The 16,918-nt window shown below is 38.7% G+C and carries 11 protein-coding genes and 1 rRNA gene (1 of these 12 cut by a window edge); 2 read left to right on the top strand and 10 right to left on the bottom strand.

The window, feature by feature from the left end:
* From IGK91_RS04225 to IGK91_RS04200, 6 genes are all read right to left on the bottom strand, one after another.
* Window positions 1-1,347, bottom strand: a 16S ribosomal RNA gene (locus tag IGK91_RS04225); it reaches 213 nt to the left of the window's first position.
* A 668-nt stretch (window positions 1,348-2,015) separates the two neighbouring features.
* Entirely contained in the window at window positions 2,016-3,515 is a 1,500-nt protein-coding gene (locus tag IGK91_RS04220; RefSeq protein WP_010719635.1) for a HAMP domain-containing sensor histidine kinase, read from the bottom strand.
* On the bottom strand, window positions 3,512-4,198 hold the full coding sequence (locus tag IGK91_RS04215; protein ID WP_005875038.1) for a response regulator transcription factor: 687 nt from the start codon (window positions 4,196-4,198) through the stop codon (window positions 3,512-3,514). Before IGK91_RS04215 ends, IGK91_RS04220 begins: the two co-directional genes overlap by 4 nt.
* Before the next feature lie 187 nt (window positions 4,199-4,385).
* Complete coding sequence (gndA, locus tag IGK91_RS04210; RefSeq protein WP_010738115.1) at window positions 4,386-5,807, bottom strand: NADP-dependent phosphogluconate dehydrogenase; 1,422 nt, start codon at window positions 5,805-5,807, stop codon at window positions 4,386-4,388.
* Window positions 5,808-6,016: 209 nt separating this feature from the next.
* Entirely contained in the window at window positions 6,017-6,196 is a 180-nt protein-coding gene (gene rpmF / locus IGK91_RS04205; RefSeq protein ID WP_010719637.1) for a 50S ribosomal protein L32, read from the bottom strand.
* 56 nt (window positions 6,197-6,252) lie between these two features.
* Window positions 6,253-6,822, bottom strand: coding sequence for a YceD family protein (locus tag IGK91_RS04200; protein WP_010738116.1), 570 nt, complete (start codon window positions 6,820-6,822; stop codon window positions 6,253-6,255).
* Window positions 6,823-7,326: 504 nt separating this feature from the next.
* On the opposite strand from IGK91_RS04200, the gene IGK91_RS04195 reads away from it, so the two are divergent.
* Window positions 7,327-8,229, top strand: coding sequence for a LysR family transcriptional regulator (locus tag IGK91_RS04195; RefSeq protein ID WP_010738117.1), 903 nt, complete (start codon window positions 7,327-7,329; stop codon window positions 8,227-8,229).
* A gap of 258 nt (window positions 8,230-8,487) precedes the next feature.
* Here IGK91_RS04195 and pyk read toward each other — a convergent pair whose 3' ends face one another.
* The 3 genes from pyk to dnaE all read right to left on the bottom strand — a co-directional run bounded on the left by pyk (window position 8,488) and on the right by dnaE (window position 14,837).
* Window positions 8,488-10,272, bottom strand: coding sequence for a pyruvate kinase (gene pyk, locus IGK91_RS04190; RefSeq protein WP_181934226.1), 1,785 nt, complete (start codon window positions 10,270-10,272; stop codon window positions 8,488-8,490).
* Window positions 10,273-10,392: 120 nt separating this feature from the next.
* Window positions 10,393-11,355 carry a 6-phosphofructokinase gene (gene pfkA, locus IGK91_RS04185; protein ID WP_010719641.1) on the bottom strand — a complete coding sequence of 321 codons (963 nt, stop codon included), beginning with the start codon at window positions 11,353-11,355 and terminating at the stop codon, window positions 10,393-10,395.
* Window positions 11,356-11,522: 167 nt separating this feature from the next.
* On the bottom strand, window positions 11,523-14,837 hold the full coding sequence (dnaE, locus tag IGK91_RS04180; protein WP_010738118.1) for a DNA polymerase III subunit alpha: 3,315 nt from the start codon (window positions 14,835-14,837) through the stop codon (window positions 11,523-11,525).
* 224 nt (window positions 14,838-15,061) lie between these two features.
* Here dnaE and IGK91_RS04175 point away from each other — a divergent pair, with 224 nt between their 5' ends.
* Window positions 15,062-15,250: a YjzD family protein gene (locus tag IGK91_RS04175; RefSeq protein WP_010719643.1), complete on the top strand. Its 189-nt coding sequence runs from the start codon at window positions 15,062-15,064 to the stop codon at window positions 15,248-15,250.
* 272 nt (window positions 15,251-15,522) lie between these two features.
* Here IGK91_RS04175 and IGK91_RS04170 read toward each other — a convergent pair whose 3' ends face one another.
* Window positions 15,523-16,719, bottom strand: coding sequence for a multidrug efflux MFS transporter (locus IGK91_RS04170; protein WP_010738119.1), 1,197 nt, complete (start codon window positions 16,717-16,719; stop codon window positions 15,523-15,525).
* Window positions 16,720-16,918 lie beyond the last annotated feature (199 nt).

The following is a 16,918-nucleotide window of genomic DNA, read 5'->3' as shown; positions in this document are numbered from 1 at the left end:
TGTAGGCGAGTTGCAGCCTACAATCCGAACTGAGAGAAGCTTTAAGAGATTAGCTTAGCCTCGCGACTTTGCGACTCGTTGTACTTCCCATTGTAGCACGTGTGTAGCCCAGGTCATAAGGGGCATGATGATTTGACGTCATCCCCACCTTCCTCCGGTTTGTCACCGGCAGTCTTGCTAGAGTGCCCAACTAAATGATGGCAACTAACAATAAGGGTTGCGCTCGTTGCGGGACTTAACCCAACATCTCACGACACGAGCTGACGACAACCATGCACCACCTGTCACTTTGCCCCCGAAGGGGAAGCTCTATCTCTAGAGTGGTCAAAGGATGTCAAGACCTGGTAAGGTTCTTCGCGTTGCTTCGAATTAAACCACATGCTCCACCGCTTGTGCGGGCCCCCGTCAATTCCTTTGAGTTTCAACCTTGCGGTCGTACTCCCCAGGCGGAGTGCTTAATGCGTTAGCTGCAGCACTGAAGGGCGGAAACCCTCCAACACTTAGCACTCATCGTTTACGGCGTGGACTACCAGGGTATCTAATCCTGTTTGCTCCCCACGCTTTCGAGCCTCAGCGTCAGTTACAGACCAGAGAGCCGCCTTCGCCACTGGTGTTCCTCCATATATCTACGCATTTCACCGCTACACATGGAATTCCACTCTCCTCTTCTGCACTCAAGTCTCCCAGTTTCCAATGACCCTCCCCGGTTGAGCCGGGGGCTTTCACATCAGACTTAAGAAACCGCCTGCGCTCGCTTTACGCCCAATAAATCCGGACAACGCTTGCCACCTACGTATTACCGCGGCTGCTGGCACGTAGTTAGCCGTGGCTTTCTGGTTAGATACCGTCAAGGGATGAACAGTTACTCTCATCCTTGTTCTTCTCTAACAACAGAGTTTTACGATCCGAAAACCTTCTTCACTCACGCGGCGTTGCTCGGTCAGACTTTCGTCCATTGCCGAAGATTCCCTACTGCTGCCTCCCGTAGGAGTTTGGGCCGTGTCTCAGTCCCAATGTGGCCGATCACCCTCTCAGGTCGGCTATGCATCGTCGCCTTGGTGAGCCGTTACCTCACCAACTAGCTAATGCACCGCGGGTCCATCCATCAGCGACACCCGAAAGCGCCTTTCAAATCAAAACCATGCGGTTTCGATTGTTATACGGTATTAGCACCTGTTTCCAAGTGTTATCCCCTTCTGATGGGCAGGTTACCCACGTGTTACTCACCCGTTCGCCACTCCTCTTTTTCCGATGGAGCAAGCTCCGGTGGAAAAAGAAGCGTTCGACTTGCATGTATTAGGCACGCCGCCAGCGTTCGTCCTGAGCCAGGATCAAACTCTCATAAAAAGTTCGAACAATCTTGCGATTGTTAAGCTCAATTGTTTGCTAGCATATTGCTTGCTTGTTAAAAATGTTTGTTGTCTTGAATCAATCAAGACGCCCTACACATTTGGTTTGTCTTTGCTTTGTTCAGTTTTCAAAGGTCTACATTTTTTCTTTCAACAACTCTTATATCTTAACATTTTCTTAAGGTTTTGTCAACAACTTTTTTCAAGTTTTTTTTGACTGAGTTGTTTGCCGTGTTCTTAACGACTTGATTATCATATCATTTAAATTGTTATTTGTCAACAACTTTTTTCATTGATATTTCAATCTTTTCGTCACTCTTTAATCAAGCGACTTCGTTATTATAACATGGTGATTTTTCATCGTCAATATGTTTTTTCAACAAATTTTAAAGTGAAATTCATCACGCTTTATCAGAACAAATAATAATATATCAAGGACTGTCGAAAATTGCAATAGAAAAAAACATATTTTTCACTATAATTTTTAAAGGCGAATATTCCTCTCGATAATTAGTATTTTGACGTTTTTTTATAGTTTTTTCAGCGCGTTTAACACCAATTCAGATACAAAAGTTCGGTTCCGCGTATTCACGTTTTTTATAAATTCGAGCACTTCCCTATATTATTTGTTTTTTGAATAAAAAAAACAAGTAAAGTTAACCCCCTTTACTTGTTTTCTTCTTTTACAATCGGAATAAAGATCCTAAAAATGGTACCCTGCCCAACGACACTTTCTGCATTGATTCTTCCTTTATAATTTTCAACCAATTGCTTGGCAATGGATAACCCTAACCCATTACCACCTTTTGTTCGTGCTCTGGCTTTGTCGACACGATAAAAGCGATTAAAAATCTTATTAAGGTCTTCTTGTGGTATGCCTTCTCCAAAGTCTTGAATCGCAATTTCAAATTCGCTCAATGTAGAAGAAATCGAAATATGCACTTCTTTTCGATTAGTTGAATACTTCACTGCATTATCCAAAATAATAATGATTAGCTGTTCAAAGTGGTTACGATAAATTTGCAGAGTCACTTCTTTTGCTAAATCGTCATCTAAAGTAATGACATAATCTGGATATAGTATTTTGAAGTTATTGTAAACCTGGTAAGTGACTTCTTTCGCTAATGTCGTTTCATTCGCATAATGCATATCCACTTGTTCTGCTCTGGAAAGATCAAGCATTTCCTGAACCAAACTCTTCATTCGGCTAATTTCCTGCATACTTGCAGCTAATGATTCTTCTAAGATTTCAGGATCATCTTTCCCCCAACGGTTCAATAAACTCAAGTGTCCCTCAATGATTGCTACTGGAGTTCTTAATTCATGAGAAACATCTTCCACAAATTGTTCTTGCTGTTCAATATAAAGACGCATGCGATCAAGCATCTCATTGAAGATTTCAGCAAGATCAGCTAGTTCATCATTCGTATCGATTTCCGGCATATGAATATCTGATTGTGGGTCTTTACGAATCGTATCCATCGTGTCTCGTAAGACCTTTAATGGTTTTAAGAAATAAGAGGATAAGAAAAACCCGAGTATACTACTTAAAATCAAGGAAACAACTTCTAATACGATGAGTGTCAATAATAACTTGTTCCGAATATCATAAAAAGATGAAAGTTCATAAAAACTTTGAGCATAACCAATCTTTTCTCTCGTTTCTTTAGAATAGATCGGCTGGACAGAAAGAAAACCAGTTTTGCCATCTAACGTAACGATCGTTGGCACTTTTCTAGTTGTTTGGATCAATGAACGATCTTTTTCATGCGTTTTAAAAATTAATTTTTCATCTAAGTTATAGACATATAGATCCATTGAAGATTGTCCTAATTCGGAAATGAACGAATCGATTTTCATCAAATTCCCTTCAATGATTGATGTGTCACTGATGCTCGTATTATTTTCTGCATTTGTTAAGTTGCGGTAAGTGTTGACTAATGTCAGCTCTTCATTTGCATTGGCTAATCGTGAAGCGACTTCTGAGATCGTTCGTTCGTCATTGTTTCGCTCTTTTGCCACGATTAGATTGATTGAAGACTTATACGTAATGACCGCAAAAATGGTAAAAACAACGAATATAAAGAAAGAACTTGCAAAGGCCCACTTGATTGTCAAGGAGGGACCTTTAAGTTCTCTTTTTTCAGAATTTTTCGGTTTTATCATGAGCGCATCACATAGCCTGTTCCACGGACAGTTTGGATATAACTTTCTTCTCCAGGAACATCAATTTTATTACGAAGATAACGAATATAGACATCCACAACATTCGTTTCGACTTCTGTTTCGTATCCCCATACTTTGTTTAGTAAAACATCACGGGCTAATACAACATTTACATTTTCCATCAAAGTAAGTAACAATTCATATTCACGTTTTGTTAACTCAATGACTTCACTGCCGCGTCGTACGACACGATTTTCTTTTTCGATCGTTAGGTCACGATAGGTGATCGTTGTTTGTTTCGCTACATTCTTGTCTCCTTCAATGTCGATACGACGTAATAAGGCACGTAAACGAGCTAATAATTCTTCAATCGCAAAAGGTTTAACGATATAGTCATCTGCACCATGATCTAATCCTGAGACACGATCGATTACTGAGTCTCTAGCAGTCATCATAATGATTGGTGTATTTTTAACTTGACGGACACGACGGCATACTTCTAGTCCATTTAATTCTGGTAACATCAAGTCTAATAAAATAGCATCCCATTCATTGTTTAACGCTGCATCTAATCCTGTACGGCCATTGTAATGTACTTCTGCATTGTAGCCTTCATGCTTTAATTCTAACTCGACAAACCGAGCTAAGTTTTTCTCATCTTCAATGATTAGAATATTACTCATCAATTTTTTTCCTTTCTATTCTACGGGCTTTTCAAAACTCTATTATTATACCGATAATCTACTTAAAAATCTATAACCATTTTATCATGGATAATAATTTTTAAAAAGAGCTGAAGTCTTCTCTTTTCAGTTGACTCCAGCTCTCATGTCATCTTTTATTTTTCTTCATCTTCAAGAAGCGAAAAGATTACTCTTCATGATACCATGAATAATGGAAGATTCCTTCTTTATCTACCCGTTCATAGGTGTGCGCACCAAAATAATCACGTTGCGCTTGGATAATATTTGCCGGTAAGCGTTCTGCTCTATAAGAATCGAAATAAGCAATCGCAGAAGAAAAAGTTGGTACTGGAACGCCTGCTTGGACAGCTAGTGCGACTACATCTCTTACTGCTTGTTGGTATTTATTGGTGATGTCGACAAAATAATCATCTAATAAAAGATTTTCGATATCAGAATCCTTGTCATACGCATCAGTGATTTTTTGTAAGAAACGAGCACGAATGATACACCCAGCGCGCCAGATCTTAGCAATTTCACCAAATGGCAGATCCCAACCATATTCTTTAGAAGCAACACGTAATTGAGCAAAACCTTGTGCATAACTCATAATTTTGCTGAAGTACAATGCTTCACGGATTTTTTCGATTAACTCTTTTTTATCTCCAGTAAATGAAAACTCATTCGTGCGGGTTAGCACTTTGCTTGCTCGGACACGTTCATCTTTGTATGCTGAAATGTAGCGGGCAAAAACTGATTCTGTGATCAATGGTAAAGGAACACCTAGGTCTAACGCACTTTGGCTCGTCCATTTCCCTGTTCCTTTGTTACCAGCAGCGTCCATGATGACGTCAACGATTGGTTTACCAGTTCCTTCATCATCTTTTCTTGTTAGAATATCTGCAGTGATCTCAATCAAGTAACTATCTAACTCACCTTGATTCCATTCTTTAAAGATGTCAGCCATCTCTTCAACTGATAAGCCTAAAATGTTTTTCATCAAGTCATAGGATTCTGCAATCAATTGCATATCGCCATATTCGATGCCGTTATGAACCATTTTGACATAATGACCAGCACCATTAGGACCGATGTAAGTCACACAAGGGGCCCCGTCTTCTGCTTTAGCAGAGATTTGCTCTAAGATTGGCGCAACCAATTCATAGGCTTCTTTTTGCCCTCCAGGCATGATTGAAGGTCCTTTTAAGGCTCCTTCTTCCCCACCTGATACACCTGTGCCGATAAAGTTGATACCAGAGTTAGCTAGTTCTTCATTCCGACGAATCGTGTCTTTGAAGAAAGTATTTCCTCCATCGATTAAAATATCTCCTTTATCTAAATGCGGAAGTAATTCTTGGATGGTTGCATCCGTTGCCGGACCAGCCTTTACCATTAGAAGGATTCGACGTGGTTTTTCGATCGAATCGACAAATTCTTCGATTGAATAAGTTGCTTTAAATTTTTTGTCTGGGTGTTCTTCCACCACAGCAGTTGTCTTTGATCCAGTACGGTTAAAGAGGGCAACTGAATACCCACGACTTTCAATATTAAGGGCTAAGTTTTTACCCATTACGGCCATACCGACAACGCCGATTTGTTGTTTTGACATATGAACTCCTCCTACATATGGGATGTTCTCCCTAATCTCTATCATTATAGCTTAACATGGCGCTATTGCAAACCAAAGAAGCATATATTTTTATGACGTTGTTTTAATATTAATGGACGAGCTAGGAAAGTTTTAAAGTATCACAAAAAAATAAACCTCAAGGCTCCATGGTTAGCCTTGAGGTTTTTACATTTTCTAATTAAAATGTATTAAGCTTCTTTAGACATTACGTCCTTACCATCGTAGTAACCACAATTTGCACATACGTGATGGCTTTTTTTCATTTCACCACAGTTTGCACATTCGTTTAAACCTTTGATTGTCAATTTGTAGTGTGTACGACGTTTTGCTTTTTTAGCTTTTGATGTTCTTCTAGCTGGTACTGCCATTTTGCTACACCTCCTTGTAAAGTCTTGCACCTTAATTGATGCAATATATTCCAATCTTACGCTTTATCATCTTCATTTGATGGTTCATCAAAAAGTTCCGATAATTTTGCAAGACGAGGATCTACTTTTGTCTTGGCATCTTCTGATTTTCTACGCTCATATTCTTCTTCGGAAACGACTTCCCAATCTGTTCCTTTTGGCAGGTCAGTTGCTAGTTCTTCTTCCTCTGTTAATACGCGCATCGGAATTGCCAATAAAATGTTGTCTTCAATTGATTCTGTCAGGTCAAGTTTTGCATCTTCGATTAACAAAATCTCTTCTGCAGACAATTGGTCATCTCTGAGTTGATATTGTTCTTTTGTCATAAACAATTCGTCAACAGTAAAGTCCATCGGTAATTCAACCGGTTCTAAAGAACGCGTAGATGGAACAGTCAGAGTCGTCTGCACAGTGTAATGAACCAGATAGCCTTTTTTATCAACTGAGACTAACCCTTGGACTGCAACAGGCGCAACATCTAGTATTAAATTGTCTCGCTCCATGAGTTCCGCTTTAAGATCAAGGGTCTCATGAAATGTTAACGGTGTCTCTTGGTATTTTCTCAATTCGAGTAAGGACCATTTCATTTTTCATCACTCCTAAGCAACAAAAGCAATTATACAGGGCAAAAAGGTCCTTGTCAATGAAATTTTCTTGACACCTTACACTTCATTAAAAAACATTTTTTTTATTTATTCGTTATGTTGTCTTATTTTTATTTACGAACAAATTTCCATGGCAACCCGCAACAAATAGAGAAGCCATTTTTTTAACTAAACTTTTTCTCTATTACGTGAAAGACTCTCTGTAAATTTTGACTTTTTCCCCTTATTGTTTCGTAAACTATATGTTTACCCCAAAATTAACTGATGATTTTTAGAATAACATTCGATCATTCCTACAGAAGAACGATTTTTACTAACCAAGAATGATAACTAACGGTATAAAAACAGCAGTTTTGATCGTTTATCCGGCTAAATTCTTCTACAAGTTGTTCTGTGGCGTACATACTTGATGGTTTCTATTTGCTCAAGTATTCAAGATGAACTACAATAAACAATATTTATAAGAAAAAGGAGCAGACGCTTGTTATGAACACACGAGATATCGAATATTATGTTCAAATCGTCAAGCAAAAGAATTTTACCAAGGTAGCCAAGTACTTTCAAGTTAGTCAACCGACGATCACTTACGCACTTAAGCGCCTGGAAAAAGAACTTGACGCAGTTCTTATCACGAGAGATCGTTCACACCACGAATTAGTGATTACCCCTGCTGGCAAACAGTTATTTATCCATGCACAATCTATCTTGCAAGAGATCAAGATGGCAAAAGCAGAGATTACGCAATTACAGAAAAAGAAATTACGATTTGGAATGCCACCAATCATTGGCAATGAATATTTTCCGAAATTATCCAGTTATTTTATTAAATCTCAGCTAATGGACCAAATTGAGATTACAGATGGTGGCTCGAGAGATTTGTATGGCATGATCCACCAAGGAAGAATCGATTTAGCGATCCTGGGCTCCACCCAACCAATTATCGATCAAAAATTAGAGATCGAATTACTTTTAGACAAGCGATTCATGATTGTCGTTGCTCCTACTCATCCTTTCGCTGACCGACAAACGATTTCTTTTAGCGACCTAATAGCTGAACAATTCGTTTTATTGAACGAGCATTACGTTCATCCTGCAGCTTTTAAAAAGTTAGCTAAACAGGCACATATTGAACCTAAAGTTGTTTACCAAAGCAATGACTTAGCCATATTGAAAAGCATGATTCGAGAAAATATCGGGATCGGTTTTTTAACTGAAATTGCTATTCACCCTGAAGATCATCTCGTATCGATCCCACTTTCCGATCAGCTTCAGCCGCACTTTCTGATTTCACTCGCTAAGCGTACTCAGCAAATCCCGACTCCTTTACAAGAAAATGTGGTTGAGGTCATCCAACAATTTATGAAAACTCAAAAGAAGAACAAATCTTAATTGAATGGCTATTAATAGAAATGAATAATAATTAACACTTTTGAATAAACATCAAATAATGGTTGTACGGTAGTCTGCTTGTTCCTCTCTAATTGACACTTTAAGTAACATTAGAAAAAGGTCGTTTTAAAAACGTAGCTTAAACACCCCGACGATCATTCTGTTAAAATGAAGGTTGACGCATGATTCATCTAAAAAACAACGAAAAAAAAAGGATAAGACCTAGTCTTATCCTTTTTTGATGATCAGCGGAGTCAATTAGATTGCTGTTGTTTCGCCACGGTATACAATACCACGACGTGAGTCTACAGTTACTAACTCGCCATCAGTGATTGTTGAAGTTGCATCTTGTGCACCAACGATTACAGGAATGTCTTGTGCAATTCCTACAACTGCTGCGTGTGAAGTCAATCCGCCTTCTTCAACGATAACTGCTGCTGCTTTTTCAATTGCAGGCATGTATTCTTTATCAGTTGTTGGAACAACTAAAACCATGCCGTCTTTTGCTTTTTTGATTGCTTCATCAGCTGATGAAGCAACAACTGCATTTGCAACGACTGATTTTTGACCAACGCCTTGAGCTTCTAATAATTTTGAACCAATCATTTGAATTTTCATTACGTTAGTTGTTCCACGTTCACCAACTGGTACACCAGCAGTGATCAAGATCAAATCGCCTTCTGAAGCAAAGCCTAAGTCAACTGCTTTTTGAGCAGCTAATTCAAACATTTCGTCAGTTGTTGTTGGTTTTTCAGCAACTGTTGGGTAAACACCCCAGTTAAGCATCAAACCACGTTTTGTACGTTCGTCAAAAGTAACAGCCAAGATGTCAGCATCTGGACGGTATTTTGAGATCATTTTAGCTGTATAACCAGATTCAGTTGCAGCTACGATTGTTTTAACGCCTAAGTTTTTAGCAGCGCGTGCTACAGATAGACCGATTGTTTCAGTCACATCAGTTTTATCAAATTCGTTTAATTGGAAAGTACCTAATTCTGATAATGCATTTTCAGCTTGTTGGTCAATACGAGCCATTGTTGCAACAGCTTCTACAGGGTAGTCACCGTTTGCTGATTCTCCTGATAACATTGTTGCATCAGTTCCGTCAAATACGGCATTGGCAACGTCAGAAGCTTCTGCACGTGTTGGACGTGGGTTTTCTTGCATTGATTCCAACATTTGTGTTGCTGTGATTACTGGGATACCAGCTGCATTACATTTTTTGATAATACGTTTTTGAACCATTGGAACTAATTCGGCAGGAATTTCAACACCCATGTCACCACGAGCGATCATTACACCATCAGAAACTTTGATGATTTCGTCGATGTTGTCGATTCCTTCTTGTGATTCAATTTTAGGGAAGATTTGAACGTGTGTCATATCTTTTTCTTCTAAAATTTCACGAATATCTAAAACGTCTTGCGCTTTACGTACAAAACTTGCAGCGATAAAGTCGATATCGTTATCTAGACCAAAACGAATATCATCTGCATCTTTAGGAGTAATCCCTGGTAAGCTAATTGAAACGCCTGGTGCATTAACCCCTTTACGAGATCCTAGCATTCCAGCATTCTTCACTTCTACAACTAATTCACGAGTTGCTTCGTCTTTTTCAATGATTTCCATATCGATCAAGCCATCATCGAATAAAATGTGTCCACCTACATGAACGTCTTCAAATAGTCCAGGGTAAGTAACAGCGATTTTTTCTTTTGAACCTACATGTTCAGGATCCATTGAGATACGAGTTTTATCTCCTACTTCAAATTTGATGTATCCTGCACGACCAAAATCAGCTTCAGTTGTGCCTTGAACAGTTGTACGAATTTCAGCACCTTTTGTATCTAAAAGGATACCTACATCTTTACCTGTTTTTTTAACTGCTTCACGGACCATTGTCATACGTGATAATTGTTCTTCATGATCACCATGTGAAAAGTTAAAGCGGAAGACATTTGCCCCAGATTCAATCAATTTAGAAATAGTTTCTACTGAATTACTTGCTGGTCCTAATGTACTAACGATTTTGGTTTTTTTCATTTTACAAAACTCTCCCATTCAATTTTGTTTATTTAAAGCTGGTTAAAGCCTAAATACAAAGATAACAAGCTATACCTATTTTTAACTATAGCTTAAATTTAAAATAACAGGCTTTCAATCTTAGAATGAAAGTGAGTTATTTAAGTCATAAAGTGATAAGTCTGGTTTGTGTTTGTTGCTTTCTAGTGTTTCGATGATATCTGCAGCGACCATTTCATTGTCGCGGATACCCACACATAGTCCACCTTTACCTGCACGAAGCAAGTCAACAGCATAAGCACCAAATTTGCTTGCTAACACACGGTCACGTGCGCTAGGTGAGCCACCACGTACTACGTGTCCTAAGATGGATACACGTGTATGGTAATCACCATATTCAGAAAGTTTTTCGGCAAATTCATTTCCGCCCATTACGCCTTCTGCTAAGATGATCAAGCAATGTTTTTTACCACGATCGCGGCCTTCTTGGATTTTTTTAGCCACAGATGCCATATCAAAATCATGTTCAGGAATGATAATTTCATCTGCGCCACCGGCAACACCTGACCATAATGCGATATCGCCAGCGTTACGTCCCATTACTTCAATAACAAACGTACGAACGTGTGAAGTTGCTGTATCACGAATACGGTCGATTGATTCTAAAACTGTGTTGATTGCTGTATCAAAACCGATTGTGAAATCAGTTCCTGGAATATCGTTGTCAATCGTTCCTGGAACACCAACAGCTGGAAATCCACGTCTTGTCAATGCCATTGCTCCATGGTAAGAGCCATCTCCACCGATAACAACTAAACCTTCGATACCGAATTTTTTCAATTGTTCGATCCCTTTTAATTGACCTTCTTCAGTCGCAAATTCAGGGTAACGTGCAGAGTACAAGAATGTCCCACCACGTTGGATTTTATCACCCACATCTGCAACATCTAGACGACGAATATCTCCTGCAACTAATCCAGCAAATCCATAGTTGATTCCATATACTTCGAGCCCTTCATAAATCCCTTTACGAACAACAGCACGAATAGCAGCATTCATTCCAGGTGCGTCTCCGCCACTGGTCAAAATTCCAATGCGTTTCATAATAATCATTCACCTCATTAAAATACTTTATCCTAAGCAATGCTTAGGTTAATAACCTTCTTTGCGTTAACCACGACTAACATTCTAACATTATTTTTAGCAATTGTCTTGATTTACTGATAAAAAAATGAAAAAAAATGAAAGCAAATAGTATATTTTACCGTAAGTTATTTGAAAACAACATTTTCTGGTTGGAGCAAGTAAGCTAATTGACTCTTCAAGCTCTTACTTCCATCGACCCAATAAGCTTCTGCCAGCACTACTTTCCGTTGATTCTTTTCATGGTACATCACGACTGGAATGTACCCAGAATGTTTCTGAAAAATAGTTTGCAATTGTTTCATCGTTTGTGGATCATCAAATTCTTCTTTGATTCGTAAGTAGCAAGTCTGATCTTGATATTGTTCTTCTAATTCTACAGGATCAGCAAAATTTTCGCCAATCAATTGCAACTCTTGGTTGTATTTACTCGTTTCTGTTCGTCCCTGAACAAAGATCACTTTATTCAACTCAAACAATGAACGAAATTGTCGATAGGATTTGGGGAATACAGTGATCGTGATTTCTCCACTGATATCTGTTCCTTCAACAAAAGCCATCAATTCCCCTTTTTTAGTTCTGATTTCACGGATATTTTTAATCATCACTAATACACTGACTGTTTGTTTCGGAATAACTTCAGTAATTAACCGGATTTTTTTAGCTAATTTCAAGCGTTCATAGCCTTCTGTTGGGTGCCCTGAAAGATAAACGCCTAAATATTCCTCTTCTAATTGCAGCTTTTCTTCTAAAGAATAGTCAGCCACTTCTTCTTCTTTTAAAGCCATGATCCCTAGGAGATCTAAGCTTCCACCACTATAAATAATGTTTTGTATTTTTCCTTCTAAATCGAGCATCAATTGTTTTCGGTTTGGTGCCAATTCATCAAACACGCCTACTGCTACTAATGACTGGATCAACTCTAATTTTAGCCAGCGTTTATCTAAACGAATCAAGAATTGATCCACTGATTGATAAGCGCCATTTTCTTTTCGATCTTTTAAGATATCCTCAATGAAGTCTTTTCGGACACCTTTGATCGCAGTTAGACCAAAACGAATCTCTTCTGGATTAATTAGCTCAAAGCCATAATAGCTCTGATTAATGGAAGGTGCTGCTAGTTTTAATTTTTTCTTTCTTGCCTCAGCGATGTATTCTTTTAATTTGGTCGTATTGTGTCGAACCGAATTTAGTAAACTAACAAAAAATGCGCCTGGATGGTGGGCTTTGAGGTACGCCATTTGGAACCCAACAAATGAATAAGCAAACGCATGCGAGCGATTGAAACCATAATTGGCAAAACGTTCGATATAGTCATAGACTTCGACCGCTTTTTCTTTCGAATAGCCCTGACTTACTGCCCCGCTGACAAAGTGTTCCCGCTCTTTGTCAATCACTTCTTTTTTCTTTTTACTGATTGCTCGACGCAAAATATCCGATTGGCCCAAAGAAAAACCAGCCATCTTTGCAGCGATTTGCATAATCTGTTCCTGATACACGATGACACCATATGTGTTTTTTAAAATAGGCATTAAGGAGTCATCAGGATAATGGATCGTTTCTTTTCCTTTTTTGCGGGAAATAAACGTATCGATATTTTGCATTGGTCCTGGACGATATAACGCATTGACTGCCGCAATATCTTCAATTGTTTCTGGTCCTAATCGGCGTAAAACATTGCGAATACCTGCAGATTCAAATTGGAAAACCCCTGTAGTATCTCCTTGTTGAAAGAGAAAAAGTGTCTTAGGATCATTTAAAGGAATTTGTTTCAATCGAATTTCTTTCTTTTCTACTTTTTTAATAGCTTTCAATGCGTAATCAATGATCGAAAGATTTCGCAATCCTAAAAAATCCATTTTGAGTAGTCCGATCGCTTCCACGTCATTCATCGTATATTGAGTTAAAAATGCTTCATCTGATCCTTTTTGTAATGGAACCAGATCTAATAGATTCTTATCACTGATCACAACACCCGCTGCGTGAGTCGAGACATGTCGAGGCAATCCTTCTAAAATCGAAGCTGTTTTAAATAGTAATTGATTTTTTTCACTTAACTGAACTAACTCCACTAAGGGTTTCGATGTCCGATATGCTTCGGGTAAGGTAATTTTCAACTGATTAGGGATCGCCTTTGACCATCGATTGGCTTCGCTTTGTGATAAACCAAAGACACGAGCCACGTCCCTTAACACCATCTTAGCCGCCATCGTCCCAAACGTTGCAATTTGCGCCATATGGTATTGTCCATATTTTGCTCTGACATAATTCAAGACTTCTTCTCTACGATTATCAGGGATATCCAAATCGATATCTGGCATCGTATAACGTTCTGGGTTTAAGAAACGCTCAAAAAGCAAATCATATTGCAAAGGATCGACATCGGTGATCTCCAAGATATATGCAACTAATGAACCAGCCGCTGATCCTCGTCCAGCGCCAGTCACGATTTTTTCTCGATGAGCAAACGCCATGACGTCCCACACGATCAAGAAATAATCATCAAAGCCCATTTGGTGGATAATCGACAACTCATATGCTAGACGCTCTTGATATTCAGGAGTGATTTCTTCGACTCGCTCTACTAATTTTGCGTGGCACAATTCATCAAGGTACTGACCAGCACTTTTCTGATCTGGTACTGGGTAATGAGGCAGCAGCTTTTGATGAAATTGAAATTCAAAGGAAACCGATTGAACTAAACGTTGCGCACCCTCTAGCGCATCAACCAACTGTGCTTCATTAAACCGTTGGATCATTTCATTTTCAGCAAGTAAAAAACCTGTTTTAGTTTCTATCTTTTGTTGGTTGATTGCTTCCATAGAAAGTTGGCTCCCAGCTCGAAGATGTTTCATCGTCTCAAGCGCAAACAGTTCTTCTTGTCTTAAGCTGGCAATAGGTTGTAATGCACATAAGGAATAATTGTTTTCTGCTAGGAACGTTACCCAACCACTTGGTAGTTCTGAGAAACTTTCAGTGATTCCAACATAAAAATCTTGTCGACCTACTTTTTCTTTGAGTGCTTGCCAATGGGCAGTAAAGGTCTCCGTTTGATTAAATTCAGCTACCACAGAATGTTGGGGAGGAACGACGAAAATCAAATGATCTGATTCCGTAAATTCTGATAATGCGAGACTTTCTTGAATCATTTTTTTACTCGACAGCTTCATCAACTGCTGGTAGCCAACGCCATCTTTCGCATATACCAATAAATCAAAAGCTTGGGACTCATAAGTATAAGTAAGGAGCATGCCGACAATTGGCTTTATTCCTTCTTTGATACATGTTTGATAAAACTCAGGTATCCCATACAGTACATCTTGATCAGTTATTCCTAGGACTGTATAACCTAGTGCTCTTGCCTTTTGGACATAATCTTGGATCCTGATCGTGCTTTGCAACAGCGAATAGGAGGTTTTTGTATATAATTGTGGGAAAAACATGGTCATTCCACCTTTTGTATAGTTAGACAATTAATCAATGCGTTCATTTATCTACTATGAATATAGGATAGACGACAACGCATTTGTAATCATTCTCTTTGATTTGCATTTTTATTATTTTATCACATGGACTGGTTAAATCATAAAACTTGTTTTTTTACAACTAGCTTTCTTTACATTCAGCAAAATTCTGGTAAACTAAGCTTAGAAAAGAGGTGTTCTTTATGCGATATATCGTCACATTATTTTGGTCATTTGTCTTAGGTCAAGTCGTAGGTTACATTGGTGGGGCTCTTACAAGCGGTGGCTATGATTTTACTTTAACAACGATTATTTCATTGGTTGCAGGCGTTGTTGTCATTTTACTTGGTGCATTGGCAACTCCTAGAAAAGAAGCCTCATCACATTCATAAAAGCCAAATGAGGGTGGGACGCAGTCTCATCCTTTTTATGTATTTTGATAAAATCATTTCGCTTTCCATTAACTTTTTGGAGTGGAAAAGTTAAGCCTGGGACAAAAGGTCGTCCCGGGCTCTTTATCATGCACAAAAATGAATAATTGTTGTTCCTTGAAATAAGCCTGAATTTCTCAAAACATGAGCGGTTATTTCAACAAATTCTTCCCTAGTGTCATCGGAGTTGCGAGGTTTTAACGAAAGCGACACACGATCTTTTCATCATCTGATCAGAAGCGTTGTCGAAGAACTTTTCTGAAGTTAAATAAAGATAATAAGATATTAGATAAAACAAAGAGACTTGTAGCAATGAACACTGCGCGATAGTTAAAGGCATGCGCAACCGTCGAGCCCACCATCGGTCCAAAGACTTGTCCAAAATTACTACACATTTGATTGTAACTATAGATTCGACTCACTCCTTCTGGCGGCGTGATCTTACTGATGAGTGTATTGATGGATGGCATTAACGCTCCCGTTGAAAAACCAAGAATAAACCGTAAGATCCCCAACTGTAAAGGGGTCGCTACAATAGCCATGGGTAAGTAGCAACAAAAAGATAAGGTTAGCCCTGCAAGCAGTACTTTTTGGTTCCCTATTTTATCCCCTAATTTCCCTAGTTTAGGAGAGGAAAAAACTGCAGACACACCTGAAATCGAAACGATTAACCCACTAACAAATAAAATATTTCCTGAATTCCCGCTTAGCTCACGAATATATAGGGTCAAAATAGGACTGATAGTTGTGATACCAATTTGAAGAATCAAAGTGGTCACAAATAATCCGATTAGAATGGATAAATGATCCATTTTGGCAAAGATTTCTTTTGTACTGATCATATCATTTTTTTCTACTGGTTGAAAATCTTCTTTTACCAAGAAAATGGTTAAAAGTGTTGTCACAAGTAATAATACCCCAGTAATCAAGAAAACATTCTCCATACCAAACCACTGCGCCAACGCACCTCCCATTGATGGTCCGATCAAACTGCCGGCAATTGCTCCAGTCGATAAAGTTCCTAATGCCCAACCACTTTTTTCTTTTGGCGCTTGTGAAGCAATCATCGCAGTCGCGTTAGGAATATAACCTGATAAAATGCCATTTAAAAAACGCATGACCAGTAACCAATACGCATTGGGAACAAAGGCCAACGATCCCATCGTTACCGTCATCCCTGCGGCAGCTCGGATCATCATGAGCTTTCGTCCTTTACGATCTGCCAAATTCCCCCATATTGGCGCTACGATAGCTGAAGCAAAGGCAGTAACAGATATCGCTAGACCGGAAAACAACTCAACTTGATCACTTGGTGTACCCAATTGTTCTACATATACAGGAATAAATGGCATAACTAAACTAAAACTAGCCCCTGTAAAAAAGCAGCCGATCCAAGCCACGAATAAATTTTTCTTCCATTGTATCTTCATTGATCATCCTCATTTCTTTATGTTTCTTTGCAAAAAATTTCTTTTTGAAACAGCATAAATTATGTATTGTTACTATATAGACGAAAGGTTTTGTTCCGAGCAGTACTATCTTCTACTTATTTACTATCTTAACAGTGAAAATCTTATGTTACAAAAAAACACTCTTAACAACTATATAAAATCGTTAAGAGTGCAAATA

The organism is Enterococcus sp. DIV1208, from assembly GCF_050530455.1.
Classification (GTDB): domain Bacteria; phylum Bacillota; class Bacilli; order Lactobacillales; family Enterococcaceae; genus Enterococcus_B; species Enterococcus_B hirae.
The sequence above is the reverse complement of the archived record's forward strand: the minus strand, read 5'-3'. Positions and strand labels throughout refer to the sequence as shown.